The 25,122-nt window shown below is 62.9% G+C and carries 23 protein-coding genes; 12 read left to right on the forward strand and 11 right to left on the reverse strand.

Annotation, left to right across the window (positions count from 1 at the left end; genetic code table 11):
- Positions 1–9 precede the first annotated feature (9 nt).
- The 6 genes from prmA to WIN67_RS03355 all read right to left on the reverse strand — a co-directional run bounded on the left by prmA (position 10) and on the right by WIN67_RS03355 (position 7,380).
- Complete coding sequence (gene prmA, locus WIN67_RS03330) at positions 10–888, reverse strand: 50S ribosomal protein L11 methyltransferase (RefSeq protein ID WP_339070631.1); 879 nt, start codon at positions 886–888, stop codon at positions 10–12.
- Between the two features lie 250 nt (positions 889–1,138).
- The gene (gene accC / locus WIN67_RS03335; protein ID WP_015633996.1) at positions 1,139–2,500 is read right to left on the reverse strand and encodes an acetyl-CoA carboxylase biotin carboxylase subunit; all 1,362 of its coding nucleotides are present in this window, start codon (positions 2,498–2,500) and stop codon (positions 1,139–1,141) included.
- A 17-nt stretch (positions 2,501–2,517) separates the two neighbouring features.
- Positions 2,518–2,979: an acetyl-CoA carboxylase biotin carboxyl carrier protein gene (gene accB / locus WIN67_RS03340; RefSeq protein ID WP_015633997.1), complete on the reverse strand. Its 462-nt coding sequence runs from the start codon at positions 2,977–2,979 to the stop codon at positions 2,518–2,520.
- A 24-nt stretch (positions 2,980–3,003) separates the two neighbouring features.
- Positions 3,004–3,459 carry a type II 3-dehydroquinate dehydratase gene (aroQ, locus tag WIN67_RS03345; protein ID WP_025130565.1) on the reverse strand — a complete coding sequence of 152 codons (456 nt, stop codon included), beginning with the start codon at positions 3,457–3,459 and terminating at the stop codon, positions 3,004–3,006.
- A gap of 235 nt (positions 3,460–3,694) precedes the next feature.
- Positions 3,695–5,656, reverse strand: coding sequence for a methyl-accepting chemotaxis protein (locus WIN67_RS03350; RefSeq protein WP_339070632.1), 1,962 nt, complete (start codon positions 5,654–5,656; stop codon positions 3,695–3,697).
- 53 nt (positions 5,657–5,709) lie between these two features.
- Positions 5,710–7,380, reverse strand: a complete 1,671-nt coding sequence (locus WIN67_RS03355) for a response regulator (protein ID WP_102862995.1) — start codon at positions 7,378–7,380, stop codon at positions 5,710–5,712.
- Positions 7,381–7,668: 288 nt separating this feature from the next.
- On the opposite strand from WIN67_RS03355, the gene WIN67_RS03360 reads away from it, so the two are divergent.
- The 5 genes from WIN67_RS03360 (at position 7,669) to WIN67_RS03380 (ending at position 13,035) form a co-directional block, all read left to right on the forward strand.
- Positions 7,669–8,736 carry a DUF2333 family protein gene (locus WIN67_RS03360; RefSeq protein WP_102862996.1) on the forward strand — a complete coding sequence of 356 codons (1,068 nt, stop codon included), beginning with the start codon at positions 7,669–7,671 and terminating at the stop codon, positions 8,734–8,736.
- A 3-nt stretch (positions 8,737–8,739) separates the two neighbouring features.
- On the forward strand, positions 8,740–9,276 hold the full coding sequence (locus tag WIN67_RS03365) for an NUDIX hydrolase (protein WP_092319250.1): 537 nt from the start codon (positions 8,740–8,742) through the stop codon (positions 9,274–9,276).
- A 201-nt stretch (positions 9,277–9,477) separates the two neighbouring features.
- Positions 9,478–9,849, forward strand: coding sequence for a translation initiation factor Sui1 (locus tag WIN67_RS03370; RefSeq protein WP_015634001.1), 372 nt, complete (start codon positions 9,478–9,480; stop codon positions 9,847–9,849).
- A 222-nt stretch (positions 9,850–10,071) separates the two neighbouring features.
- Positions 10,072–11,985 (forward strand): arginine decarboxylase, encoded by a 1,914-nt coding sequence (speA, locus tag WIN67_RS03375; protein WP_102862997.1) that lies wholly within the window; start codon positions 10,072–10,074, stop codon positions 11,983–11,985.
- A 174-nt stretch (positions 11,986–12,159) separates the two neighbouring features.
- On the forward strand, positions 12,160–13,035 hold the full coding sequence (locus WIN67_RS03380; RefSeq protein ID WP_102881945.1) for an alpha/beta hydrolase: 876 nt from the start codon (positions 12,160–12,162) through the stop codon (positions 13,033–13,035).
- A 45-nt stretch (positions 13,036–13,080) separates the two neighbouring features.
- Here the strand turns inward: WIN67_RS03380 and WIN67_RS03385 are convergent, their stop codons facing one another.
- The 3 genes from WIN67_RS03385 to WIN67_RS03395 form a co-directional block, all read right to left on the reverse strand.
- Positions 13,081–13,890 (reverse strand): hypothetical protein, encoded by an 810-nt coding sequence (locus WIN67_RS03385; RefSeq protein ID WP_306399050.1) that lies wholly within the window; start codon positions 13,888–13,890, stop codon positions 13,081–13,083.
- Positions 13,891–14,106: 216 nt separating this feature from the next.
- Positions 14,107–15,453: an MATE family efflux transporter gene (locus WIN67_RS03390; RefSeq protein ID WP_110595482.1), complete on the reverse strand. Its 1,347-nt coding sequence runs from the start codon at positions 15,451–15,453 to the stop codon at positions 14,107–14,109.
- Positions 15,454–15,520: 67 nt separating this feature from the next.
- Positions 15,521–15,814, reverse strand: a complete 294-nt coding sequence (locus WIN67_RS03395) for a hypothetical protein (protein WP_102863000.1) — start codon at positions 15,812–15,814, stop codon at positions 15,521–15,523.
- Between the two features lie 189 nt (positions 15,815–16,003).
- Here WIN67_RS03395 and WIN67_RS03400 point away from each other — a divergent pair, with 189 nt between their 5' ends.
- The 5 genes from WIN67_RS03400 to WIN67_RS03420 all read left to right on the forward strand — a co-directional run bounded on the left by WIN67_RS03400 (position 16,004) and on the right by WIN67_RS03420 (position 20,470).
- Positions 16,004–16,309: a MazG-like family protein gene (locus WIN67_RS03400; RefSeq protein WP_102863001.1), complete on the forward strand. Its 306-nt coding sequence runs from the start codon at positions 16,004–16,006 to the stop codon at positions 16,307–16,309.
- The gene (locus WIN67_RS03405; protein WP_110595483.1) at positions 16,306–17,055 is read left to right on the forward strand and encodes a methyltransferase; all 750 of its coding nucleotides are present in this window, start codon (positions 16,306–16,308) and stop codon (positions 17,053–17,055) included. The genes WIN67_RS03400 and WIN67_RS03405 overlap by 4 nt, the downstream gene beginning before the upstream one ends.
- Before the next feature lie 11 nt (positions 17,056–17,066).
- Entirely contained in the window at positions 17,067–17,675 is a 609-nt protein-coding gene (locus tag WIN67_RS03410; protein ID WP_102863003.1) for a DUF4136 domain-containing protein, read from the forward strand.
- A 41-nt stretch (positions 17,676–17,716) separates the two neighbouring features.
- On the forward strand, positions 17,717–18,274 hold the full coding sequence (locus WIN67_RS03415; RefSeq protein ID WP_102881942.1) for a DUF4136 domain-containing protein: 558 nt from the start codon (positions 17,717–17,719) through the stop codon (positions 18,272–18,274).
- 177 nt (positions 18,275–18,451) lie between these two features.
- Entirely contained in the window at positions 18,452–20,470 is a 2,019-nt protein-coding gene (locus WIN67_RS03420) for a pilus assembly protein TadG-related protein (RefSeq protein WP_339070635.1), read from the forward strand.
- Here the strand turns inward: WIN67_RS03420 and WIN67_RS03425 are convergent.
- Positions 20,455–23,217 carry a PAS domain-containing sensor histidine kinase gene (locus WIN67_RS03425; protein ID WP_110650862.1) on the reverse strand — a complete coding sequence of 921 codons (2,763 nt, stop codon included), beginning with the start codon at positions 23,215–23,217 and terminating at the stop codon, positions 20,455–20,457. The genes WIN67_RS03420 and WIN67_RS03425 overlap by 16 nt on opposite strands.
- A complete protein-coding gene (locus WIN67_RS03430) occupies positions 23,214–23,651 on the reverse strand; it encodes a TadE/TadG family type IV pilus assembly protein (RefSeq protein WP_110595487.1) in 438 nt (145 codons plus the stop codon). Before WIN67_RS03430 ends, WIN67_RS03425 begins: the two co-directional genes overlap by 4 nt.
- 74 nt (positions 23,652–23,725) lie before the next feature.
- On the opposite strand from WIN67_RS03430, the gene WIN67_RS03435 reads away from it, so the two are divergent.
- Together WIN67_RS03435 and WIN67_RS03440 are read left to right on the forward strand one after the other, a co-directional pair.
- A complete protein-coding gene (locus WIN67_RS03435) occupies positions 23,726–24,196 on the forward strand; it encodes an A24 family peptidase (protein ID WP_110595488.1) in 471 nt (156 codons plus the stop codon).
- Positions 24,197–24,322: 126 nt separating this feature from the next.
- On the forward strand, positions 24,323–25,111 hold the full coding sequence (locus tag WIN67_RS03440) for a response regulator transcription factor (RefSeq protein ID WP_110595489.1): 789 nt from the start codon (positions 24,323–24,325) through the stop codon (positions 25,109–25,111).
- Positions 25,112–25,122 lie beyond the last annotated feature (11 nt).

Genomic DNA, 25,122 nt, shown 5'->3' on the forward strand with positions numbered 1-25,122 from the left:
GCGGCCATTCTAGCGCCGACGGCCGGTGATGCGCACCCAGCCATCGAGGGTGGCGATCGGATCCAGATCGAAGTCCTGGGCATAGGCCGCAGCCACTTCTTCGCCTTGTTCGGCGAGGATGCCGGAGAGTGCCAGGCGTCCTCCGGACTTCACCAGACCGGACAGTTGCGGGGCCAGGGAGACCAGCGGGCCGGCCAGGATATTGGCCACCAGCACATCGGCCTGTACTTGTGGCAGTTGCTCGGGCAGGTACAGCGTGAACAGTTCGTCGGCAATACCGTTGCGCCCGGCGTTGTCGCGGGAGGCTTCCAGTGCCTGGACATCGATATCGGTGCCGACCGCTTGCTTGGCGCCCAGCAGCAGGGCAGCGATGGCGAGGATTCCCGAGCCGCAACCAAAGTCCAGCACGTTGCAGTCCTTGAGGTCCTGGCCGTCCAGCCACTCCAGGCACAGCGCGGTGGTCGGGTGGGTGCCGGTGCCGAAGGCCAGGCCCGGGTCCAGCAGCAGGTTGACCGCGTCAGGCTCCGGTGCGGCGTGCCAGCTTGGAACGATCCACAGGCGCTGGCCGAAACGCATCGGCTGGAAGTTGTCCATCCAGCTGCGTTCCCAGTCCTGGTCCTCGATGACTTCGCTGTGGTGCTCGGGCAACGGGCTGCCGGTCAGCAGTTCCAGGTGAGCGAGCACGCTGGCGGCTTCAGTGCCGCCTTCGAACAGAGCCAGCAAGTGAGTGTGGGACCAAAGTGGCGTGGTATTGAGTTCGGGTTCGAAGATCGGCTGATCCTCGGCGTCCATGAAGGTGACCGAGACGGCACCGACTTCAAGAAAAGCGTCTTCATAGGTTTCGGCTTGTTCTGGGCTGATGGCGAGACGGACTTGCAGCCAAGGCATGGCGGGCACCTTTGAAAATATGTGATGTGCAGCCTAGCGGGCCGCGAGAAGCGCGCAAGTTTACGCGAGACGACCCGCAGGAGCGAGGGGGACGCCTAGTTCTTGCTCGCGTTGGCCGTTGATCGGGGAGGGCACGCAATGGCCGTTGTGCGGTTGGCGGGCAAGCTCGCTTGAACAGGGGAGTGCAGGGGCAAATGACAGATACGACAAGGCCGCTCGAAAGCGGCCTTGTCGGTGTGGCGAGTGCCGATCAGTGTTGCTCGGCCAGCTTGTGCTCGAGGTAGTGAATGTTCACGCCCCCTTTGCAGAAGCCTTCGTCACGGGTCAGATCGCGGTGCAGCGGGATGTTGGTCTTGATTCCGTCGACGACGATTTCGTCCAGCGCATTGCGCATGCGCGCCATGGCTTCGTCACGGGTCGCCCCGTAGGTGATCAGCTTGCCGATCAACGAATCGTAGTTCGGTGGAACCGCGTAACCGCTGTACAGGTGCGAGTCGACGCGCACGCCGTTGCCGCCCGGAGCATGGAAATGCTTGACCGTGCCTGGGCTTGGCATGAAGGTTTTCGGGTCTTCGGCGTTGATCCGGCATTCCAGGGCGTGACCGCGAATGACCACGTCATCCTGGGTGAACGACAGCTTGTTGCCGGCGGCGATGCTGAGCATCTCCTTGACGATGTCGATGCCAGTGACCATTTCCGAAACCGGGTGCTCTACCTGCACGCGAGTGTTCATCTCGATGAAGTAGAAGCGGCCGTTCTCGTAAAGGAACTCGAACGTACCGGCACCGCGGTAGCCGATGTCGATGCACGCCTTGACGCAGCGGGCGAAGACTTCCTGGCGCGCAGTCTCGTCGATGCCCGGTGCCGGCGCTTCTTCGAGGACTTTCTGGTGACGACGCTGCAGCGAGCAGTCGCGGTCGCCCAGGTGGATGGCGTTGCCCTGGCCGTCGGACAGCACCTGAACTTCCACGTGACGTGGGTTGGTCAGGAACTTCTCCAGGTAGACCATCGGGTTGCCAAACGCCGCGCCGGCTTCGGAACGGGTCAGCTTCGCCGAGGCGATCAGGTCTTCTTCCTTGTGCACCACGCGCATGCCGCGACCACCGCCGCCGCCAGCGGCCTTGATGATCACCGGGTAGCCGACTTCACGGCCAATGCGCAGGGCGGTTTCTTCGTCTTCCGGCAGTGGGCCGTCGGAACCTGGAACCGTAGGAACACCAGCGGCGATCATGGCGTGCTTGGCGGAAACCTTGTCGCCCATCAGGCGGATGGTTTCAGCTTTCGGGCCGATGAAGGCGAAGCCGGAGTTTTCCACCTGTTCGGCGAAGTCGGCGTTTTCCGCCAGGAAGCCGTAGCCAGGGTGGATTGCCGTAGCGCCAGTGACTTCAGCGGCCGCGATGATGGCCGGAATGTGCAGGTAGGACTGCGCGGCTTGCGCAGGCCCGATGCAGACGGATTCGTCCGCCAGGCCCAGGTGCATCAGCTCCTTGTCGGCCTTGGAGTAGACGGCGACAGTCTTGATCCCCATTTCCTTGCAGGCACGCAGGATCCGCAGGGCGATTTCGCCGCGGTTGGCGATCAGGACTTTTTCCAACTTCGCAGGCTTCAACATCAAAGACTCTCCGCGGTTCAAACGATGGTGAACAGCGGTTGGTCGTACTCAACCGGCTGGCCGTCTTCGACAAGAATGGATTCGATCACACCGCTGGTTTCAGCTTCGATGTGGTTCATCATCTTCATCGCTTCGACGATGCACAGGGTGTCGCCCTTCTTCACGCTCTGGCCGACTTCAACGAAGGCTGGCGAGGTAGGCGAAGATTTGCGGTAGAAAGTACCGACCATTGGCGAGCGGGCCACGGTGCCGTTCAGCGCAGGTGCGGCGGGGGCGGCAGGAGCAGCGGCGGCGGCCGGGGCGGCAGCGGCTGGTGCAGCTACGGGGGCGGCAACCGGAGCCGGTGCGTAGTACTGCTGGGCTGGAGTCTTGCTGTGGCGGCTGATGCGCACGGACTCTTCGCCTTCCTTGATCTCCAACTCGTCGATGCCGGACTCTTCCAGCAGTTCGATCAGTTTCTTAACTTTACGGATATCCATGAATCATCAACTCCCAAGGGTCGGTCAGGGGCGTTTAGCTTGTTGTTCAAGCTGCTCTAGTGCGGCCTCCAGGGCCAGTCGGTAACCGCTGGCGCCAAGGCCGCAGATCACTCCCACCGCAACGTCGGAGAAGTAGGAGTGATGGCGGAAAGGTTCGCGTTTGTGCACGTTGGACAAATGCACTTCGATGAATGGGATGCTCACTGCCAGCAGCGCGTCACGTAATGCGACGCTTGTATGTGTAAAAGCTGCTGGATTGATCAAAATGAAGTCCACGCCTTCATCGCGGGCGGCATGGATACGTTCGATCAATTCGTACTCGGCATTGCTCTGCAGATACTGCAGATGGTGCCCGGCATCACGGGCCCGCTGCTCCAGGTCCTGGTTGATCTGGGCCAGGGTGGTTGCACCGTAGACCCCCGGTTCACGGGTGCCGAGCAGGTTCAGGTTGGGGCCGTGAAGCACCAGTAGGGTGGCCATCGGTTGTTCCTTGTTATCGGGGTGCTGTTGTCAGAACCCGGCGACTATGCCGGAAAGACTTTATGACTGTCCAGTTCTCTGCAATAGCCAGCACGATGACCGATGTTTGCGCAAAATATGTGACCAAGCACTTAAATCCGGTCATTTGCCTGCAGGGTGAGAGCGCTGCACTCCCGGCCAGCCGTTTCGCCGATGATGGGGCGTTTGTCAGGGAAAACCGGGGCACAGGCAGAGCTTAGACGCGGAAGGCTTGCACCGCCGTATGCAATTGTCCCCCGAGGTCCAGCAAGTTCTCGCCCTGGGCCCGGCCTTCGCCAATGCGCAGCAGGTTGTCGCCGCCCAACTGATGGATGCGCTCGCTGTGGTCGCGGATCTCGCTGACCGCGCCGCTTTGCTGGGCGGTGACATCGGCGATGCGCACGGCGGTGTCGGCGATGGTCTGGATCGCCCCGACGATTTCGTCCAGGGCACCGTCGGCGGCCTGGGCCTGGCTGGCGGTGGCTTCGGCGTGTTCCACCTGGGCACGCATGCCTTGCACCGATTGTTGCGCGGCGGCCTGCAGGCCGGCGATCAGGGTCTGGATCTCTGCTGTAGCGCCGGCGGTACGCTGGGCCAGGGAGCGCACTTCTTCGGCGACCACGGCAAAGCCACGGCCCATTTCCCCGGCGCGAGCGGCTTCGATGGCGGCGTTGAGCGCCAGCAGGTTGGTCTGTTCGGCAATGGAGCGGATCACGGTCAGCACGCCGTCAATGGTGGCGGACTCCTGGGCCAGGTGCTCGATCATCTGCGCGTTGCCCTGTACCTCGCCCACCAGGGCGTGCAGCCCGGTCAGGCTCAGGCCTATGACTTTCTGCCCCTGTTGCACCGCAAGGCCAGCGCTGCGGCTGGCATCGGCGGCCTGGCTGGCGTCACCGGCAACCTGCTGGATGGTGGCTTCCAGCTCCCCCAGGGCATCGCGGATCTGCGCGGTATCGCCGGCCTGGCGCTCGGCCCCGCTGTGCAGGCCGCTGCTGAGGTCAGCCAGGGCGCGGCTGCTGCCAGCCACTTGCTCGGCGTTCTGGCGAATGGTGCCCACCAGATCCACCAGGTAGGCCCGCAGGCGATTGAGGGATTCTTCGATGGCGTGCAGTTCGCGGTTGGTCTTGCCCAGCTGGATCGGTCGGCTGAAGTCGCCTTCGGCCCAGGTCGACAGCGCCGGGGCCAGGTTGGTCAGGACCCGGGCCAGCTTGCGCTGCAAGGTGTCGATGACCAGGGCGATCAGCAGGATCAGGCCGATCATCAGCCCCTGGATCAGCCGTACCTCGCCCTGGATCTGACCGTGCTGGGCACGCACCGCCGGCTCCAGCTCGGCAATGGCCTGGCGCACGGCGGTGATCTTCAGCAGGGTCGCGGCACTCAGGTCGGCGCGTTTCTGGATCTGCTCGCGGGTGCGCTGCAGTTCCGCCGGGTAGCGGTTGAGCAGGCTGTGGAGTTCGCGCTTGAGGCCGATGCCGGCGTCTTCAGCAGTGGCTTTCTGGGTGTTTTCCAGGCCCATCAGGGCGGCAAAGTCATCGGTGCCCGATTCGCTGCTGGCGGCCACCCCTAATAAAGGCAGGGCTTCGAGCCGGTCGGCCTGGGCCTTGATGTTGTTGACTTCGCGTTCGACATCGGCGGCCAGTTCGCTGCGGCCGCTGCTCACCAACTTGTCCCGGGCCAGGGACAGTTTGCCCAGGTGCTGCGCCGCGGTGAGCAGCAAGGGCAGGTAAGTGGCGCCTTCTGCGGTCTTGGTCCCGCTGGCGTACTGGCTGAGCTGTTCCAGGTTGGCCCCCAGCTCCCGCTCGGCCTGCAACAGCAGGGCCTGGGGATCGCCGGCCAGCTTGCCCGCGGCCAGCAGGTCGGTCTTGCTGAAGTCATCGAGGCTGGCCAGGCTCGGGCGCAAGCTTTGCGCGAGTTGCGGCGGCAGCTCGGTCAGTTCGCCTTGCAGGGCCTCGATGGCCTGGGCTGCGCTGCTCAGGCGCAGGGCGTCGCCGCTGGCCAGGTAGTCTTCGATATTGCGCGCTACCTGGTTTTGAAACTGCTGGGACAGTCCCAGGTAGCGCTCCATCAGCAGATAGGGGCGCTCCAGGGCTCGTTGCGACCACCAGAGCGTGGCCCCCAGGGCCAGGCAGACGGCAACTAACAGCAGAGTATTGAGATTGGTCAGCAGCTTCAGGCGCATCAGGGCTCTACCAACGGCAAAAATGGTAAGCGCCTGAATTTATTGCGTTTGTATTACAAGGTTATGACCGAATCTGTGGATTCGGATGAAAAGATGGCACTTTGACTTGATTGCCGTGCGGCCTGCACTCGGTTGCGTCCGCCGTGCTTGGCGCGGTACAGCGCCTCGTCCGCCTGGCTGGCCATCATCAGGCTGTCGGAGTCTTCCTGCATCTCCACCACGCCGGCGCTGAAGGTGCACCACAGGTCTTGAGGCTGGGCCGGGTAATGGATCTCGGCAAAGCGCTGGCGGATTTCGTCCAGGACCTTGCAGGCGGCGTCCTGATCGGTGTCGGGCATGACGATGGCAAACTCTTCGCCGCCGTAGCGGCCGATGAAGTCGGTCTTGCGCAGGCGCTGCTTGAGAAACAGCGCCAGGCTCTTGATCACCCGGTCGCCCATGGGGTGGCCGTGGCTGTCGTTGACCCGCTTGAAGTGGTCGATGTCGAGCATGGCGAAGCTCAGCGGCTTGCCCTCGCGACGGGCGCGGAAGCTGCAGTCTTCCAGCAGTTGCAGAATGTGGGTGTGGTTGTACAGGCCGGTGAGGCTGTCGCGGACCATCCGTGCCTTGAGGTTGCGGGCCCGGGCGGCGCGGTTGCGCACGGTGGTGATCAGGTGCCGCGGCTTGATGGGCTTGGTGAGGAAGTCATCGCCGCCTTCGCTCATGGCGTCCAGTTGCTTGTCCAGGTCGTCCTCGGCGGACAGGTAGATGATCGGCACGCTGACATAACGGTCGTTGTGGCGGATCACCTTGGCCAGCTCGGTGCCGGTGCAGGCCGGCATGTACATGTCGAGGATGATCAGGTCCGGCTGGAAGTCCGCCAGCTCGGCCATGGCCTGGATCGGCTCGATCAGGGTGCGGGTAACGATCCCGGCGCTGTTGAGCAGGCGCTCGGTATGCAGCGCCTGGGCCCGGGAGTCGTCGATGATCAGCACTTTATAAGGCTCGTACTGGGCGACGCAGGTCAGCACTTCGATCTTTTCCAGCAGGCTGGAGGCTTCCAGGGTGCCAGTCAGGAACTCCTGGCCGCCGGCGCGTACTGCCGCCAGGCGAGTCGGGGTGTCGGTTTCATGCAGGCTGAAGAACAGCAGCGGCAGTTTCTGCTCCAGGCCGACCTGGGCTTCGGCTGCCAGGGTCAGGCCCATGCCGGGGCCGCAGAAGTCCACATCAATGACGATGGCCGCCGGCAAGCGCTCGACCATGGACGAACGAAAGGCGGCGATGCTGTCCAGGGACTGGGCCGTGAGACCAAAGAATTCCAGTTGCTTGGCCAGGCGCTCGGCCCGGTCGTGATCCTGCAACATCACGTAGATAGGTTTGCGCAACGGCGGCAGGAAGGTCTGTTCCAACTGGTCGCCGTGGCGCAGGCCGGTGCGCGACAAACGCTGCATCAAGCGATTGAGGTCGGTGATCAGGTTGCTGCTCAGGCGACCGCGATTGGCATCTACAGCCTCCAGCGATTGGCTGATGCTGCGGGCCAGTTGGGTATGTTCGGGTTGCTCGAAGCGTTCAGCGAAACGCAGCAGGCGCAGGTTGGCTTCGCACAGTTCCGACATGTCGGTGGTGGACCATTCGCTGCGTTGCAGACGCTGCCATATCTCAAGAATCTGACGTGCCTGATGAATTACCCGCTGGGCAAAGTGGTGCTTGAGGCGCTCACGGCTGGGGTCTTCTGGCTCGGTCATATCCTGACTACTAGGTAGGGTGCATGCTGAGGTCGACTGGTGGCTCTATGCTAGCACCACTTTTGTGTCCCATGAGTGTCGTACGTCAATAATGTGCAAGGCGGGGTTATTCAGTTCCTGACCCACTGGTCGCATAGGCTCTGGAGTGTGCTTCATTTATAGTGACCGCCTGATTCGCAATCATTGCGCGGCGCGCATTTGCCGGAAGATATATCCCGTCAAGGCAAGGCACGATGGAGTAGGGTTGTGGTCGAACCGATGAACCCAAGTGATTGAAAGGACATAGCCATGCTGGATTGGAAGAATCGCGCAGGTAGCGCGCCGGATCGTGCTGCCGAACCCAAGTCGGCGACACGCAGCTATTTCGGTGGCCTGCTGTTCAGTCGTGCCCTGGCCACCTTGCTGGGCCTGTACCTGTTGGTCACGGGCGGCCTGGGCTGGTATTGGAGTCAGGAACCTGCGCTGTTCCCGGTCCAGCAGAACGCCCAGATCGCTGCCGAGAAGGAAGGCCGGCAGATGGTGGTGGGCTACACCACCGTGGAAACCCTGAAGACCGTGGTCGGTACCTTGCTGGACAAACCGGGTGGCTATATCTCCAACGACCGTTTTCCACCGGGCCTGTGGATGGACAACATGCCAAGCTGGGAATATGGCGTGCTGGTCCAGGTCCGCGACCTGACCCGCGCCTTGCGCAAGGACTTCGCCCGCTCCCAGTCGCAGTCCGCTGAAGACTCCGACCTGGCCAAGGCCGAACCGCGCTTCAACTTCGACAACAAGAGCTGGGTGCTGCCGTCCAGCGAGTCCGAGTACCAGGACGGCATCAATTCCCTTAGCCGCTACCAGGCTCGCCTTTCCGATCCAAACCAGAAGACCGCGCAGTTCTATGCCCGTGCCGACAACCTCAACAACTGGCTGGGTGATGTAGGGACGCGCCTGGGCTCGCTGTCGCAACGGCTGTCGGCCAGTGTGGGCCGGGTCAAGCTCAACACCGCGCTGAAAACCGAAGTGCCGGCCCCGGGCCAGGGCCCGCAGGTGGATGAAGAAGTGGTGGAAACCCCATGGATGCAGATCGACAACGTCTTCTACGAGGCCCGTGGCCAGGCCTGGGCGCTGTCGCACCTGCTGCGTGCGATTGAAGTGGACTTCGCCGACGTGCTGGCGAAAAAGAACGCCACGGTCAGCGTGCGTCAGATCATCCGCGAACTGGAGGCCTCCCAGGAGCCGGTCTGGAGCCCGATGATTCTCAATGGCAGCGGCTTTGGCGTCCTGGCCAACCACTCGCTGGTCATGGCCAACTATATTTCCCGAGCCAACGCGGCAGTCATCGACTTGCGCCAACTGCTCAATCAAGGCTGATCCATGGTTGCGACCACCAATGAGGCGGCCCATCGCGCCGCCTCCGACGCTGAAGAAATAGCCTGGGTCGATGGCGAAGACCAACTGCTGGGGGCCATGGTCCGCTCGGAGCTGCGCGAGCGCGGCCTGATCGGGCGTGGCACCTACATCATGCTGTTCAATTCTGCCGGTGAGCTGTGCGTGCACCGGCGTACCCTGAGCAAGGCCATCTACCCGGGCTATTGGGATGTTGCCGCCGGTGGCATGGTCCTGGCGACTGAAAGCTATGCCGAATCCGCGGCCCGGGAACTGGAAGAGGAACTGGGGGTGAGCGGCGTCGAACTGACTGCCCATGATCACTTCTTTTTCGAGGACACCGGCAACCGTCTCTGGTGTTCGGCGTTCTCTGCCGTGTGGGACGGTCCGCTGCGTTTGCAGCCGGAAGAAGTCCTGGAAGCGCACTTCATTCCCCTGGATCAGGTGCTGCGGGAAATCCACGAAAAGCCCTATTGCCCGGACTCCTTGGCCGCCTTGCAACGTTATCTGGCCCGACGTCGTTAAAGTTGCATAAATTGACGCTGATTGGCTCTTAGCAACCGGGCTTTTTGCCGTTACACTGCGCGACTTTTCAAGCTGAACCGATGCTGCTTCTTAAACAAGGGCGCCCGGCTCAGTAGCGCTGCCCCTGCCTGAGTGGGGCTTCGCGGTCGATGGCACCGCCATGTGCTTCGACCAGTCTTTGTCCTCCCAAGAGGATTGCCGGTGGCCAAAAAAGCCGCATCCTTCGCCGCCCTTGGTGGCCTGGTGTTTTCCACCGACGCAGGTCGACATTGCCCGGACTGTAGCCAGCCGGTGGCCGCCTGTATCTGCAAACAAACCGTGATTCCGGCCGGCGACGGCATTGCCCGCGTGCGTCGCGAGAGCAAGGGTCGTGGCGGCAAGACGGTGACCACCATCACCGGCGTGCCTCTGGCCGAAGACGCCCTCAAGGAGCTTGCCACCACGTTGAAGAAACGCTGTGGCACCGGTGGCGCCTTGAAGGACGGCGTCATTGAAATCCAGGGTGACCATGTCGAGCTACTCTTGGCCGAACTGGTCAAGCACGGTTTCAAGGCGAAGAAGTCCGGCGGCTAGCAGCCTCTGTGAAAACCACCTCTGACTGGACGCTGTCTTGATTGGCTCAGGACGCAGGTGTCGTCTCCATGGTTTTCACAGAGCCTGTTCATGAACGGTTTCTAAACTCAGCACGGCAGGCGCGGTCTATTGCGCTTGCAGGCTAATCGTCATTTTCATTCTTTAGACTGCGCCGACCCCGGATTGGGGCGGCGCTCTATGACTTCTTTATAGGGGACTTCGATGTCCGTACGACGCACACGTAAAGACGATGGCAGCCAATGGACCGTTGCGGACAGCCGCAGTGTCTACGGGATTCGCCATTGGGGGGCCGGGTATTTCGCGATCAATGACGCCGGTCGCGTCGAAGTTCGTCCGAATGGCCCGAGCAGTTTGCCCATCGATCTGTTCGAACAAGTCGAGGAGCTGCGCAAGAGCGGCTTGTCCCTGCCTTTGCTGGTGCGCTTCCCGGACATCCTCCAGGACCGTGTACGCCAGCTGACCGGCGCTTTCGACGCCAACATCGCGCGCCTGGAATACCAGAGCAAGTACACCGCCCTGTACCCGATCAAGGTCAACCAGCAAGAAGCGGTGATCGAGAACATCATCGCCACCCAGAACGTCTCCATCGGCCTGGAAGCCGGCTCCAAGCCGGAACTGCTGGCGGTCCTGGCCCTGGCGCCCAAGGGCGGCACCATCGTCTGCAACGGGTACAAGGACCGTGAGTTCATTCGCCTGGCGCTGATGGGCCAGAAGCTTGGCCACAACGTGTTCATCGTCATCGAGAAAGAGTCCGAAGTGGGCCTGGTGATCGAGGAAGCGGCCTCCCTCAAGGTCAAGCCACAGGTGGGCCTGCGGGTGCGTCTGTCGTCCCTGGCGTCGAGCAAGTGGGCCGACACCGGCGGCGAGAAATCCAAGTTCGGCCTGTCGGCGGCGCAACTGCTGTCGGTGGTGGAGCGCTTCCGCGCCGCCGGCCTGGACCAGGGCATCCGCCTGCTGCACTTCCACATGGGCTCGCAGATCGCCAACCTGGCGGACTACCAGCACGGTTTCAAGGAAGCCATCCGCTACTACGGCGAACTGCGCAACCTCGGCTTGCCGGTGGATCACATCGACGTCGGTGGTGGCCTGGGCGTGGACTACGACGGTACCCACTCGCGCAACGCCAGCTCGATCAACTACGACATGGACGACTACGCCGGCGTGGTGGTGGGCATGCTCAAGGAATTCTGCGATGCGCAGAACCTGCCGCACCCGCACATCTTCTCCGAGAGCGGCCGTTCCCTGACCGCCCACCACGCCATGCTGGTGGTGCAGGTGACCGACGTCGAGAAACACAACGACGACGTGCCGAAGATCGAAAACAAGGAAGAGCTGCCGGAAACCGTGCAGTGGCTGGTGGACCTGCTGGGTCCGACCGACATCGAGATGGTCACCGAAACTTACTGGCGCGCCACGCACTACATGAGCGACGTGGCGGCCCAGTATGCCGACGGCAAGCTGACCCTGGCCGAAAAAGCCCTGGCCGAGCAGTGCTACTTCGCCGTGTGCCGTCGCCTGCACAACTCGCTCAAGGCACGTCAGCGTTCCCACCGCCAGGTGCTGGACGAACTCAACGACAAGCTGGCGGACAAGTACATCTGCAACTTCTCGGTGTTCCAGAGCCTGCCGGACACCTGGGCCATCGGCCAGGTGCTGCCGATCCTGCCGTTGCACCGTCTCGACGAAGAGCCGCTGCGTCGCGCGGTTCTGCAAGACCTGACCTGCGACTCCGACGGCAAGATCAAGCAGTACGTCGATGAGCAGAGCATCGAGACCAGCCTGCCGGTTCATGGCCTCAACGAGGGCGAGGACTACCTGCTGGGGATCTTCCTGGTGGGCGCCTACCAGGAAATCCTCGGCGACATGCACAACCTGTTCGGTGACACCGACTCAGTGAACATCTACCAGCGGCCCAATGGCAGCGTGTACCACGCCGGGATCGAGACCCACGACACCATCGAAGACATGCTGCGTTACGTGCACTTGTCGCCGGAGGAGTTGATGACTCATTACCGCGATAAAGTGGCCAGCGCCAAGATCAGCGCCGCCGAGCGCACCCAGTTCCTCGACGCCTTGCGCCTGGGCCTGACCCGCTCGTCCTACCTGTCGTCCTGAAGGCCCGGGCATCCCCAGTGATGCCTGTTCCGTCCCGGCACAAAGCCGCGCCCTGCGATGGAGGGCGCGGCTTTTTTTTGAACTGTTTCCAGGTTCGCCACGCAAGAGGGGGCCCCGTTCCATTTCAGCTAGCCTGCAAAGAGGCGTCCATGGTGGGCGCAACGAGGCTTGCTGATGCTCAATACATCGAAAGGCGCCTGGCGTCTGCTGTTCGGCACCCTGGTGCTCAGCCTGCTGGCGGCCTGTTCACCGCTCAAGGCGCTTAATTCCCTGACCCCCGACAGCACCTTTATCAAGACCCGGGACATTGCCTATGGCAGCGATCCACGGCAGAAGTTGGATGTCTATCAGCCCCGGCAGGCGGTTCCCGGTGCACCGGTGGTGGTGTTCTTTTACGGTGGCAGTTGGAACAGCGGCTCGCGCAACGACTACGACTTTGTCGGCGAGGCCCTGGCCTCGCGGGGCATGGTGGCGGTCCTGGCGGACTACCGGCTGTATCCACAGGTGCGCTATCCGGCCTTTCTTGAAGACGCGGCCCGCGCCGTGGCCTGGACCCATGAACATATCGGCGAGTTTGGCGCCGACCCGCGGCGGTTGTATCTGATGGGGCACAGTTCTGGCGCCTACAACGCGGCCATGCTCGCCCTGGACTCGCGCTTGCTGGGGCAAGTCGGGCTGACGCCGCAGATCATCAAGGGCTGGATCGGCCTGGCCGGGCCCTATGACTTTCTGCCGATCCGCAACCCTGAGGTGCGCCCGGTGTTTTTCTACCCTGATTCGCCGCCGGACTCGCAGCCGATCAACCACGTCAGCCGCGGCGCGCCGCCGGCGCTGCTGATAGCGTCCGATGATGATTCGCTGGTCAACCCACAGCGTAATACCGGTGGCCTGGCCAGCAAGCTGCGAGCGGCAGGAGTACCGGTGCAGGAGTTCTATTTCTCCCGCACTGGCCACGCCACGCTGGTGGCCGCCTTGTCCCGACCCTTGCGTGGGCTGGCGCCGGTACTGGATCGGGTCAGTGGGTTTGTCGAGTCGACGCCGACTCAGTGAGCCCGTGCAGCGCTGTGTTCACCGCCTTGCTGCTGGTGACCACGTTTAGTTTTTCTGCGCCTGGAATTCGCTCAGGTTCAATACCTCGAAGTACAGGTTTTCGTCCCATTCCAAGCCCAGCGGGTATTGGGTTGCGTCGTTGTACGTGCTGTCGTAGTCGTCGTCCAGGTGAAGCCCGAAGAGCGCGTCAAAGGGCGGCGCCGACTTTTGCGTGGCCGCTCTTTTGAGTACTTGTCCTGCCTGCATGAGGTCGTTTGGTAGTGCGTCGATGGCCCTGCCGATGTAGCGGCATCTGGCGATTTCCTCTTCCACGGAGTCTTTCAGCTCCGCTTCCTCGAAGAGGAGCATGGAGTCTAGTTCGATCGTTTCCAGCAGCAGATAACAGTCACGATGAGCTTCGAGAAAGGCAATGCTTTCGTCCAGGGCGGCGAGAAGCTCGGCTACTGCCACAGGCTTGGCTGGCGACTCGGTCGTGGCTATCGCCGGCTTTGCAAAGAAGAGTCGTTTGAGGCGTTCCAGTAAGGATCCCTTAGGTTGCGGCGCGTTAACCTGAAGTTCGATTGAGGGGGGCAAGGATACAGCTGCTCGGACAATGTCCGCGAAGCGCCGCACTCGTTCAAAGCCGGGATCGAAGGGACTGCTGATCGCATAGAGTTTGGACTTGTGGCCAGGCTCGTCGTCCTCAAACCCGTCCGCCACCAGCGAGGCACACAGCTGCGGATCGCCAGACAACAGCAGACGGTAGATGAAGGGGACGTAGTAGGGACATTCAGACAGGCCGCAAATGCTCTCGGGACGGTCCTCGTATGTAGTGGGTCGATTGCTCAGGCTGTAGAGATAGGAGCGATTGGCCATAGTCAGAATTACCTCAAAGGCAGTCGCGAGACTTCGGAATTAATTTGAGTGCTGCGATAGCTGTTTGACCGTTTGTTCTGCTTTGCGAAAGAACTAGGCGTGGGCAAGTACAACACCCAGGTCAGTCACCGGCAACCTCGTCGATTTCGCTGCAGTGGGAAGGCGAAAAGACTTCGACAGACCGGTTATGGCGTTCGGCCAAGGGTTGTGGGTGGCTCAGTGAGCCCCGGCAAACCAGCCGTCGCGCCGCTCCAGGTGCCAGGCGAAGGCTGCCAGGGTCAGGCTGCGCAGGAGCATGAACAGCAGAAAGGTCAGCCACAGGCCGTGGTTGCCGAAGCCTTGCAGGCCCCAGGCGAAGGGCAGTAGCAGGAGCACAGTGAGGAGCATGCCGTTGCGCATTTCCCGGGCTCGGGTGGCACCGATGAACAGGCCGTCCAGCAGGTAGCTCCAGACGGCGATCAGGGGCAGTACGGCAAGGTAGGGCAAATAGCTGAAGGCGGTCTGGCGGACCTCGGGAATGTTGGTCTGCATTTCGATGAACAGGTGGCCGCCCAGCAAGAACATCAGCGCGAATCCCAGGCTGGCCAGCAATGACCAGCCACCGGCCACCACCAGCGAACGGCGCAGGGCCTGGCGATCGTGGGCGCCGATGGCGTGGCCGCACAGGGCTTCCACCGCGTGGGCCAGTCCGTCCAGGGCATGGGCGGTGAGCAACAGGCCGTTGAGCAGCAGAGCGTTGGCTGCCACCGTGGCATCCCCGAGGCGGGCGCCTTGTACGGTGATCAGGAAAAACACCGATTGCAGGGCCAGGCTGCGGATGAAGATGTCACGGTTCACTGCCAGCAGCGGGCGCCAGCTCTGCCAGCGGCGCAGCGCGGCCCAGACGATCCGTCCCGGATAGGCGCGCAGGGCCGGCCGGGTCATGGCCAGGCCGATCAATGCCCCGGTCCATTCGGCGATCACCGAGGCCCGGGCCGAGCCCACCACGCCCCAGTCCAGTCCCAGGACGAACCACAGGTTGAGCGCGATGTTCACCAGGTTGGTACTGAGCAGGATGGCCAGCGGTGCCCGGGCATTCTGGGTGCCGAGGAACCAGCCCACCAGGGCGAAGCTGGCCAGGGCCGCTGGCAGGCCCAGCAATCGAGTGTGGAAAAATGCCCGGGTCATCTGGTCCAGGCCCGCCGAGGGTTGCATCAGGTGCAAGGCCGCGCCGCTCAGCGGCACGCCGATGGCCCCCAGCAGCAGTGCCAGGCCCAGGGCCAGCAACAGGCCCTGGAGGAGGATCTGGCGCAGGGCGGCACCGTCGCCGCGGCCGGCGGCCTGGGCGGCAAACCCGGTGGCCCCCATGCGCAGAAAACCCATGGCCCAGGCCAGGAAGGTATAGAGGCTGGCGCCTACTGCCACGGCCCCCAACTGATGGGCGTGGGGCAGGTGACCGATCACGGTGCTGTCCACCAGGGCCACCAGGGGCACGGAAATATTCGACAGGATCATCGGCGCGGCCAGGGCCCAGACGCGGCGATGGGTGGGGCGATGATGCCAATCGGTGATCAGGGGGGACATGCGGGCTCCTTGCGAGAGCCGGCATTGTAGCCTCGGCGACGAGAGGCGCCGAGGTTTCAGAAGGGGATCAGTGAATGATCCAGCTCAGCAGCCAGAGACCGAGCACCAGCCAGATGATGCCGAGGATGATCGAGGCGCGCATGAAGGCGCGGATCGCCGAGTAGAGGAACATCAGGCCGATGATCAGGCCAATGATGCTGACAATGGAGGTGTCCATCCCCAGGGCCCGGGACAGTCCGTCGACGAAGTTGCCACCGGCGTGGGTCAGGGTATTGAACAACCCGCTGAGCAGGTCGACGATAAACCGGATGACCGAACCTATGGCCTGGCCAAGCCACTCGAAGAAACTTTCTACCTGCATGTGTGCGTCCTGATGAAAGAGGGGGCGGGTGCCCGAGCTCAACCTTGGGCCATGAATGCCCGCAGCGAGTTCCCTGTTAAGCATAGAAGCTGCCGGGGCCGCTCATTCTGTAGGAGCCGACCGGCCGGCGAAAGCACTCTTGCGTCCCACGGCTATCCCCCGGAAGCTATACGCCTTCAGGAGACCCCGATGAATCTAGAGCAACTGACCCAACGCCTGCACGCCATTCGTGACCACAACGATTGGCGGCAATTTCACAGCCCGAAGAACCTGGCCATGGCCGCCAGCGTCGAGATGGCGGAGCTGGTGGAAATCTTCCAGTGGCTGACCGAGGAGCAGTCGCGGCAACTGCCCGCGGACAAGCTGGCTCACGCCGGACAGGAGGTAGGCGATATCGTCCTTTACCTGCTGTTGCTGTGCAGCGAGCTGGGGCTGGACATGGACCAGGTGGTGCGCAGCAAGCTGGCGGACAGCGAACGGCGGTTCTGCTCATGAGCGATCGGCATTTCGACCAACTGGCCACTCGTTTCGCCGAGAAGATCTATGGCGGCGCCAAGGGCGCGATCCGCCTTGCGGTGCTCCAGGCCGACCTCAAGGAATGCCTGCCCGAGCGGCCGCTGCGGGTGCTGGATATCGGTGCCGGCCTTGGGCACATGTCTCTGTGGCTGGCCCAGCACGGGCATCAGGTGACCCTGGCCGAGCCCGCCGCGCCGATGCTCGAAGGCGCCCGCCAGCGCTTTGCCGAGGCCGGGCAGCAGGCGACCTTCATCCAGGCGCCCTGGCAGGAACTGCTGGGGCAACTGACCGAGCCCTACGACCTGGTGCTCTGCCATGCGGTGCTGGAATGGCTGGCCGAGCCACACGCGATCCTGCCGGTATTGCACCAACTGACCAGTGCCGATGGCTGGCTGTCCCTGGCGTTCTATAACCGCGATGCCCTGGTTTATCGCAATCTGCTCAAGGGCCACTTTCGCAAGCTGCGCAAGAACGACATGGCCGGCGAGAAGCAGAGCCTGACCCCGCAACAACCGCTTGATCCGCGCGAGCTGGCGGCGCAACTTGAGGGCTTGTGGCGAGTCGAAACCCAGAGCGGAGTGCGGGTTTTCCACGATTACATGCCGGTGGAATTCCAGGCTCGCGCCGAGCTGACGGATTTGCTGGAGATGGAATTGGCTCACCGCCGACACCCAGGTTTTGCCGGGCTTGGGCGTTATCTGCATTGGCTGTGCCGGCCGGTCTAACGGAGTGCGCAATGAAACGCCGCCTGGGTCTGATCTTCCTGTGTTCCGGGCTTGCCGCCTGTCAGGGCAGCAATCCCTACGTCGCCAGTAGCAAGCCCCTGCCACCGGCGCCACCGCAAGCGGCCAACACCTTCGACCGCAGCGCCTATCCGGCGCCGCAACGGGACTATGGGCGCTACCGCAACTGGGCTTGGCTCAATGGGCGCCTGCCCAACGGCTCGGCCTGGGCCGACTCGGCGCAGATCGCCGAGGCGGTCAGCAATGCCCTGGATCAGCAGGGTTTGCGACCGGTGCAAGACCTGCGTCCGGCGGACCTGTGGGTCAGCGCTGACCTGCACCTGGAGAAGCGTTTGCGCCAGGTCCGGGACGATTATGGTTATGGCGGGTACGGGGGGTACAACCGCTACGGGCCGGGTTACGGCATGTACGGCAGCGTGCCGGTGGTGCGCACCTACGAGGTGGAGGTCGTGGTGGTCCGGGTCAATCTGTTTGACGGCGCCAGCGGCCAGCCGGTGTGGAGCGCCAGCGCCGAGACCAGCAGCAGGGGCAGCCTGAGTGAACGTGCCGATTCGCTGCGTGAGGCAGTGCAAAAGGCCATGGCCGCCTATCCTCCCAGTTAGTTGAACGATGCCCGTTTTTGCTCTTCACGCGGAGAAACAGCATGTTCCATCGAATCGCGTTACTGGTGTGTGCCGCCTTGCTCAGTGCTTGCGCTGCTGACCAGATCAATCATGACTTTGACGCCAGCCGGGACTTTGGCGCCTACCGCAGCTGGAGCTGGAAAGAACCCGCCCTGCAATATCGCCCCGACGATCCGCGCATCAAGAGTGACCTGACCGAGCAGCGCATCCGTCAGGCGGTGGCCGAGCAATTGGACCAGCGGGGTCTGCGCCCGGCCCAGGGCGGGAGCCGGGCAGACCTGAATGTCCAGGCGTATCTGATCGTCGAGGACCGTCAGCAACAGGTCACCACCCACTATGGTGGAGGCTGGGGTGGCCCATGGAATGGCTACTGGGGCGGCCCGATGTACAACGAGACCCGTAACATCACCTACAAGGTGGCGACCCTTCAGATCGACTTGCTGGACGGTAAGGACGGCAGGCTGGTGTGGCGTGGCAGTGATGAACAAATGCTCAGCAGCTCGCCCAATCCTGCCGACCGCACGACTGCGGTGCGTACTACAGTGATGCGAATCCTGCAGAACTACCCGCCGCACTGAGGCCTTTACCAGGCAGGAGCACCGGCTTTGGCAAGCGCCGCAGGCAGCCTGTGGCGCGCCTTTGCGCCGACAGTTAGGCGAGCTGGCAGTCTGCCAGCGCAGGCCCGGGCCTTTGACTACACTGCTGTGCATCGATGGAGAGTGCGCTCGGCTGCGAGCCGGTAAAGGAGTGCCCCGATGTCTCCTCTGAAGCGGTTTACCGGCCCGGCCCGTCAACGTGGCGCCATTGGCCTGATGGCGGCAACGACCCTGGGCCTGGCGCTGTTGCTGATGCTGCTGGTGGTAGACAGCGGCCGGCTCTACATGGAGCAGCGCAAGTTGCAGCGGGTAGCGGACAACGCGGCGCTGGAAGCCGTCAGCCGTGGCGGCAATTGCCTGGCCGGCCTGACGGCCGCCACCTATGTCGGGCAGAGTGCAGTGCGCAATGGCTTCGTCGTCGCCGCCGGCAATACCCTGACCACCAACTGCGGCTTCCTGAGCACCAGAGCCGACGGTTTGCGTACATTCAATGCCAACCCGGCGCAGTCGGCGGCTGTGCAGGTAATCGCCACTAACACCGTCCCCATCAGTGTGGCCTCGGGTGTTGCTGCGCTGTTCTCGCCAGGTCCGATCAACCTCACCACGCAGCTCACGGCCACAGCCGTTGCGGCTGCACCAACGCCGCCGCTGGCGCAACTGAGCATTCGCAGCACCATCGCCACCGTCAACAGCGCCAACTCAGCGTTGCTCAATGCCCTGGTGGGCAACATGCTCGGCGGCAGCGTGAACATCAGTGCCGTGGGCTGGAATGGCCTGCTCAACAGCGATATCAATTTGCTGAGCTACCTCGACCAACTGGCGATCGACCTGGGCGTCGCCGCCGGCAACTACACCCAGTTGCTCAACACCCAGGCGAGCCTGACCCAACTGATCCAGACTGCCGCCACCGTGGTTCAGGCCAATGGCGCGACCGCCGACATACTGGCGGCCCTGGGGAGCCTGCAGGCGGCGGTGAGTGCTCAGATACCGGAGCTGGAACTGGGGGACATCCTGAAACTGCAGACCGGTGCCGTGTCCACCGCGCTGGATGCCAACGTGCAGCTGTTCCAACTGCTGCAAGCGATGGTTCAACTGGCCAACAGCAAGAGCGCGGTGGCGGCGGTAATACCGGCCAACCTGCTGGGCCTGGCCAGTGTGACGGTCAGGGTCAAGGTCATCGAGCCACCGCAGTTCTCGGCGGTCGGTGACCCTCGGTTGGCCGTCCTTGATCCGCAGGGGGCCAATAGCATCTACGTGCGCACGGCCCAGGTAAGGACGCTGATTTCAGTCGACCTCACCGGCCTGTCCGGGGTGACCGGCCTGGCCAATGCCGTGCTGGGCCTGGTGGGTTCGCTGACGCCAACCCTCAACAGTGTCCTGAGCCTGAACCTGGCGGCCACCATCAACTCCGTGGGCTGCCTGCTGGGCGCTGGCTGCCAGCAAATTGACCCGCAAGTGCTGCCTTCTCCGCGAATCGACATCAACCTGGAACTGGGCGGCGCCGAGGCCTACGTCACCAACTACAGCTGTCCGACGGGCAACACTGGAACCAAAAGCCTCACGGCGCACAGCAAATCGTCCCTGGCCGACATCAAGGTCGGGAAGATTGATCCCAACACGACGTTCTCTTCCTCGACGCAACCTGTGGTGACGCCACTGCCGATCATCGACCTGGGCATCTGGACCTGTCGCAAGATTCTCGGGATCGGCAGTTGCGGGCCGGCGCGCACGGCCTTCGCCGCCGGGGGCATCGGCATCATGGTCGACGCTTCGCTGGGGCGCAGCCAGACCGGGCCGAACGTGGGGCGGGACCTGACTTACTCAAGCGGTGCGCCGGATTTTGCTGTCCCCCCGAACGTCAACCAAGCGCCGAGCTACCAGAACGCTGCCCCGACCAACAACCTCGTCAACAGCCTGTCGGGCACTATCTCCGGGATCAGCCTGCAGGTTTACCAGCCGGTCAGCGCCAACCTCCTGGGTTCGGTAGTGGCGGGCGCGGGAGGGCTGATCAATGGTGTCACCAGCCTGATCATGCCGCTGATCAGCAATCTGCTGAGCCCCTTGCTCGATCCGCTGTTGAACAACCTGCTGGCGGCATTGGGGGTCAGCCTGATGGACGTCCAGGTCGGTGCCAACCTCACCTGCGGGCAGACGGGCAGGGCCTATCTGGTGATCTGATCCGCCTGGACAATTGGCAGCTCGATGCAAAAGCGCGCGCCGTCCTGGCCGTTGCTGACACTCAGGCGGCCGCCCATGTTCTGGACTATGCCGTAGCTCACCGACAGACCGAGCCCGGTGCCGACGCCCACCGGCTTGGTGGTGAAGAAGGGTTCGAAAATCCGTTCCAGCAGCCGCGGGTCGATGCCACCGGCGTTGTCCTCGACCCACAGGCGCACCCACTGTTCGTCGCGCTGGCCATGTACGGCAATCCAGGGTTTGAAATCCTTCTGCTGCCCTTGCTTGCCCAGCAGGGCGTCCCGGGCATTCACCAAAAGGTTGATCAGCACCTGTTCCAACTGGTCGACAAAGCCCAGCACCTGAACCTCGAAACCCAGCTCGCTGATACGCAGTTCCAGCCCCTTGCCACGCATGCCCTCGGCCAGCAGCGATAGGGTCCCCTCGATGGCCTGGGCCGGATTGAAGGGCTGTTGCTCCACCTCCGAGCGCCGGCCGAATACCCGCATGTGGTCCACCACTCGAGCGGCCCGCTGGACCTGAGCGTCGATGCGATGGAGTTTTTCGGTCAGGTAGTCGACCTGGATATCGCCACTGTTCAGGCGCTTGAGCACATTGACGATGGCCATGCGCATCACGTTGAGCGGCTGGTTGATTTCATGGGCCAGGCCGGTGGCCATTTCCCCCAGGGTGGCCATTTTCGCGCTTTGCGTCAGTTGCTGCTGGGAACGCCGCACTTCGGTGTTGTCGCGGCCCACGGCCTGGATTTCCAGCAACTGCCCCTGTTCATCGAATACCCCACGATCCGACCAGACCCACCAGGCGTGTTCACGCCCTGGCAGTTGCAGGTTGATCTCGGCGGTGCTGACCGGAAACTCCGGGCTCAGCAACGTGAGCCGCCGTTCAAAACCCTCGCGCTGCTCGGCGGACAGCCACTGTCCGAGATTGCTCCCCGGCAGATCTTCGGCGGCGCACTCCAGGTAGGCCGCCAGCGGCCGGTTGCCGAAGGTCAGGGTCAGGTCCGGGCGGTAGCGGCAGATCATCGCCGGTGAGTCTTCCACCAGAATCCGGTAGCGCTCTTCGCTCTGGCGCACGTGCTCGGCGGCCAGGGTGGCTTCGGTGACGTCCAGCCACAGGCCAACCGCTTCCACCGGCAGGCCCAGGTCATTGCGCAGCAGCCGGGCTTCGTCCAGTACCCAGTGAAAGTTCCCCTGGCGATCCCGGAGTCGGTAGCGGGCATGGACATTGCCCTCACGCAGCAGTTGGCGACAGCGCTGGAAGTACAGGTCGCGGTCCTCGGGATGGACCCAGTCCGCCACGGCGCCTTCGTTGCAGTCTTCCAGGCTCCAGCCCAGCAGCGGTTGCAGGCTGGCGCTGAAAAAACTCGGTTGCAGGGCGCCTTCCAGGTAGCGCTGGACATAGATCACCGCCGGCGAGCTGGCGATCAGGTTATCCAGGCGGGCATGGGCGGCAGCGGCTTGTTGCTGTTGGTTCTTGATATCGCTGATATCCAGCATGAACCCCACCAGCCGTTGCTGTTCCCCTCGTCCCAGGGCCTGGCCCTGCAAACGGTACCAGCGCGTTGCTGCGCTCGGGTCAGCTTCGTGCAGGCGGACGCAGAGCAGCAGCGGCTTGCCCAGCTTCAGGGCCTGCAGGCGGCTGTTGAGTTCGGCGCGGTCGGCGGGGTGAATCAGTTCCAGCCAATCCTGGACGCTGAGTCTGTTGCTGTCGGCGGGCAGTTGCAGGCTGGCGGCCAGTGGCTTGGCCAGCAACACCTCGGCCGTGTCGGCGCGCAGTTCCCACCAACCGGTGCCCAGCAGCCCTTGCAGGGCTTCCAGGCGCTCCAGGTGCAGGTGATGACGCTGTTCCCGCAGGCGGCTGAGCAGCGGTCCGGCCAGGGCCGCAGTGAGCGCCAGCCAGTCGCGGTCCAGCAGGTTGGGCGCGTGTTGCTGTACGGCGTAACAGCCGCACAGCAGCCAGGCCGCGACGCCATGGTCGTCCCGGTAGGGCACCAGAAAACCTTCGCGATGACCGAAGATGCCCTGCAATCGCGGGTGTTCATTCAGGCCCTGGATTTGATTCAGATGCAGCGGTGTATTGCCGCTCAGGCTATCCAGGCCAGTCCCCAGGTCCTGGTCGTCATGCCACAACCGGGGTGAGTCATGGGCACTGTAGCAACTGTGGATGACCCAGCTTTGTTCCTGTTCGTCGAGCAAGGCCAGGCCCAGGCAGGGGATGTGCCAGTAGCGGGCCAGGTCGGCGAGCTGGTCGTGCAGCACGTCCGGCAGGCGGGTCAGGTTGCACAGGCGGATCTGTTCGCTGATCTGCGCGGCGAAGATCTGGCATTGCTCACGGCTCAGGGCCTGTTGGCGTTGCTGGATCAGGTCGCCGATGTCCAGCAGATGCAGCAACCATTGCGAGCCCCAGGGTTGGAGCCAGCCGCGCAGGTGCAAGGTCTTGCCACCCAGCCCGCGCAGGTCCAGGTCCAGCACTTGTCCGCTCCAGTCGGCGGGACGGCCTTCGAGGGCCAGGGTGCTGCCGGGCAAGATGTAGTCCAGCAGGTGCGGTGGTTCGGCGCTGGGGGGCAACTGGGCCAGCCCATGACGCAATGGCCCGCTGCTGGTGAGGACCCGGCCCTGGGGGTCGAGTACCAGTTGCAGGCCAACAGCCTGGGGCGGGACCCGGGACTCGTCGGCGGGGAGTGGCTGACGGCCCAGCAAGCGTCCAAGCAGCTTGTCACCAGAGGTCAAAATTGCACACTCGAGATGGCGCTCAGGTTGGTGGGCAGGTTGGGCACCGGGCCGACCACCGGTAATACCAGGCGCGGCAGTACCTGGGTGAGTTTCTGGGTGGGGTAGTCGATCCGTACTGTGAGTACGCCGTTGGCGTACACCGCGCTGTGGTCGGCGGCGGCGAAGTTGAAGGCCGGCGGAATCCAGTTGGTCTGGTTCTGCACCACGGTGTTGGCCAGGTCCTGCACCGTGGTGGCGTAGTCGTCGATATTGGGGTCGACCGCCACGGCCCGGCGCACCGCTTCAGCGGTCGCCTGGTTGAAGGATTGCATCAGCAGCAGCGGCAGGCTGTAGCTGACCAGGCCGTAAAACACCGCGAAGAAGATCACGAACACGGCGGCGAATTCGATCGCCACAGCACCTTTCTGCTTTCTAGGGAGGCCCGGTTTCATGAGTGCGTCTACCCTGACAACCACTATGTCCATTGAGCATAGGATCAATCCGGCAAAAGGAACCCTCTTCGGCGATGCATTTCTGGGTTTTGTGGATCTGGTTGGCAATCTGTGCGCTGCAGGATCTGCGTCAGCGGCAGATCGCCAACAGCTTGACTCTGGGCGTCGCGCTGCTGGCCGGCCTGTACCTGTTGTGGACCGGCAGTACCTGGCTGGGGGCCAGTGCCGCACAGGGTGGTTGGGCATTGTTGCTGGCCCTGCTGTTCACTTTGCCCGGGTATGCCATGGGGCGGATGGGGGCGGGGGACGTCAAGTTGATGGCGGCCCTGGGGCTGCTCTGCGACCCAGAGCACTTACTGGGGGCCTTTATCGGCGCTGGGCTCTGCAGCCTGGTGTGGTTGCTGATCGCGCCCAGGCTCTGGTTTCAGCAGAAACAAGGGCTTGACCCCCAAGCGGGAGGGACCGGCAGGCGCTTGTCAAAAAAATACCCATTTGCCCCCTTTGTACTGGCTGGAATGGTCTTAACTGTGAGCGTGATCCATTAGTCGCCGGACTGATTAATGCGATGTACATAGTCGGAAAGTGGGTCTAGGTTTTTATGTGTAGCTGCCTGGATCATGCGAGGCAGGACAGGAGTGGCCAGTCGACGAATGGCCCGCACGGAGTAGCACGTGAACAAGCTCACCTCACAGATGAAAGTGCTCGTGGTCGATGATCAGCCACTGATTGTCGAAGAACTATGCGAGTTTCTTGAAAGCAGTGGTTACCGTTGTGTTCCTTGCGAGTCCAGCCTCCAGGCGATGGAGTGCTTCAACAAGGACCCGGAAATCTCCCTGGTGCTCTGCGATCTGCACATGCCGGATATGGACGGCATCCAGCTGGTGCAGGAACTGCAGCGACTGGCCGGCAAGCATCGGGTGTTCGAAGCCATCATGCTCACCGGGCAGGCGGACAAACAGGACGTGATCAAGGCCCTGCGCGCCGGCATTGCCGATTACTACCAGAAACCCATCGACCTGGACGAACTCCTCGAAGGCCTGCAGCGTCAGGAAGTCGCCTTGCAGGAGCGGCAGAAGAACCTGCACCTGGGGCACCTGAACCAGAAGCTGCAATTTCTTTCGGAGTCCATAGACGATCTCTACCAGGACCTGGACAAGGTCCGGCGTACCCCCGCCGCCAGTCGCAGCGAGGAGTCTCAGGGCGACAGCGCAGACGCTGATGCCATCGAGATTCCGGCCATCTTCAACCAGCTGTCGCCACGACAACTGGACGTGGCGCGACTGGTGGGCAAGGGGCAGACCAACTACCAGATCGCCTGTGAACTGGGGATCACCGAAAACACCGTAAAACTCTACGTTTCCCAGGTCCTGCGGCTGACCCACATGCACAACCGCACGCAACTGGCCCTGGCCTTGTCACCGAGCAATTCGGGGCTGCGCCAGCGGGTCACCGCCCACTGATAACGAGCAGT

Origin of the sequence: Pseudomonas idahonensis, assembly GCF_037903935.1 — a bacterium.
Classification (GTDB): Bacteria; Pseudomonadota; Gammaproteobacteria; order Pseudomonadales; family Pseudomonadaceae; genus Aquipseudomonas; species Aquipseudomonas danubii.

Excerpts from the sequence above, each read along its gene's own strand:
- prmA (WP_339070631.1), bottom strand. The coding sequence starts at position 888 with ATGCCTTGGCTGCAAGTCCGTCTCGCCATCAGCCCAGAACAAGCCGAA.
- accC (WP_015633996.1), bottom strand. The coding sequence starts at position 2,500 with ATGTTGAAGCCTGCGAAGTTGGAAAAAGTCCTGATCGCCAACCGCGGC.
- accB (WP_015633997.1), bottom strand. The coding sequence starts at position 2,979 with ATGGATATCCGTAAAGTTAAGAAACTGATCGAACTGCTGGAAGAGTCC.
- aroQ (WP_025130565.1), bottom strand. The coding sequence starts at position 3,459 with ATGGCCACCCTACTGGTGCTTCACGGCCCCAACCTGAACCTGCTCGGC.
- WIN67_RS03350 (WP_339070632.1), bottom strand. The coding sequence starts at position 5,656 with ATGCGCCTGAAGCTGCTGACCAATCTCAATACTCTGCTGTTAGTTGCC.
- WIN67_RS03355 (WP_102862995.1), bottom strand. The coding sequence starts at position 7,380 with ATGACCGAGCCAGAAGACCCCAGCCGTGAGCGCCTCAAGCACCACTTT.
- WIN67_RS03360 (WP_102862996.1), top strand. The coding sequence starts at position 7,669 with ATGCTGGATTGGAAGAATCGCGCAGGTAGCGCGCCGGATCGTGCTGCC.
- WIN67_RS03365 (WP_092319250.1), top strand. The coding sequence starts at position 8,740 with ATGGTTGCGACCACCAATGAGGCGGCCCATCGCGCCGCCTCCGACGCT.
- speA (WP_102862997.1), top strand. The coding sequence starts at position 10,072 with ATGTCCGTACGACGCACACGTAAAGACGATGGCAGCCAATGGACCGTT.
- WIN67_RS03380 (WP_102881945.1), top strand. The coding sequence starts at position 12,160 with ATGCTCAATACATCGAAAGGCGCCTGGCGTCTGCTGTTCGGCACCCTG.
- WIN67_RS03385 (WP_306399050.1), bottom strand. The coding sequence starts at position 13,890 with ATGGCCAATCGCTCCTATCTCTACAGCCTGAGCAATCGACCCACTACA.
- WIN67_RS03390 (WP_110595482.1), bottom strand. The coding sequence starts at position 15,453 with ATGTCCCCCCTGATCACCGATTGGCATCATCGCCCCACCCATCGCCGC.
- WIN67_RS03395 (WP_102863000.1), bottom strand. The coding sequence starts at position 15,814 with ATGCAGGTAGAAAGTTTCTTCGAGTGGCTTGGCCAGGCCATAGGTTCG.
- WIN67_RS03400 (WP_102863001.1), top strand. The coding sequence starts at position 16,004 with ATGAATCTAGAGCAACTGACCCAACGCCTGCACGCCATTCGTGACCAC.
- WIN67_RS03405 (WP_110595483.1), top strand. The coding sequence starts at position 16,306 with ATGAGCGATCGGCATTTCGACCAACTGGCCACTCGTTTCGCCGAGAAG.
- WIN67_RS03410 (WP_102863003.1), top strand. The coding sequence starts at position 17,067 with ATGAAACGCCGCCTGGGTCTGATCTTCCTGTGTTCCGGGCTTGCCGCC.
- WIN67_RS03415 (WP_102881942.1), top strand. The coding sequence starts at position 17,717 with ATGTTCCATCGAATCGCGTTACTGGTGTGTGCCGCCTTGCTCAGTGCT.
- WIN67_RS03420 (WP_339070635.1), top strand. The coding sequence starts at position 18,452 with ATGTCTCCTCTGAAGCGGTTTACCGGCCCGGCCCGTCAACGTGGCGCC.
- WIN67_RS03430 (WP_110595487.1), bottom strand. The coding sequence starts at position 23,651 with ATGAAACCGGGCCTCCCTAGAAAGCAGAAAGGTGCTGTGGCGATCGAA.
- WIN67_RS03435 (WP_110595488.1), top strand. The coding sequence starts at position 23,726 with ATGCATTTCTGGGTTTTGTGGATCTGGTTGGCAATCTGTGCGCTGCAG.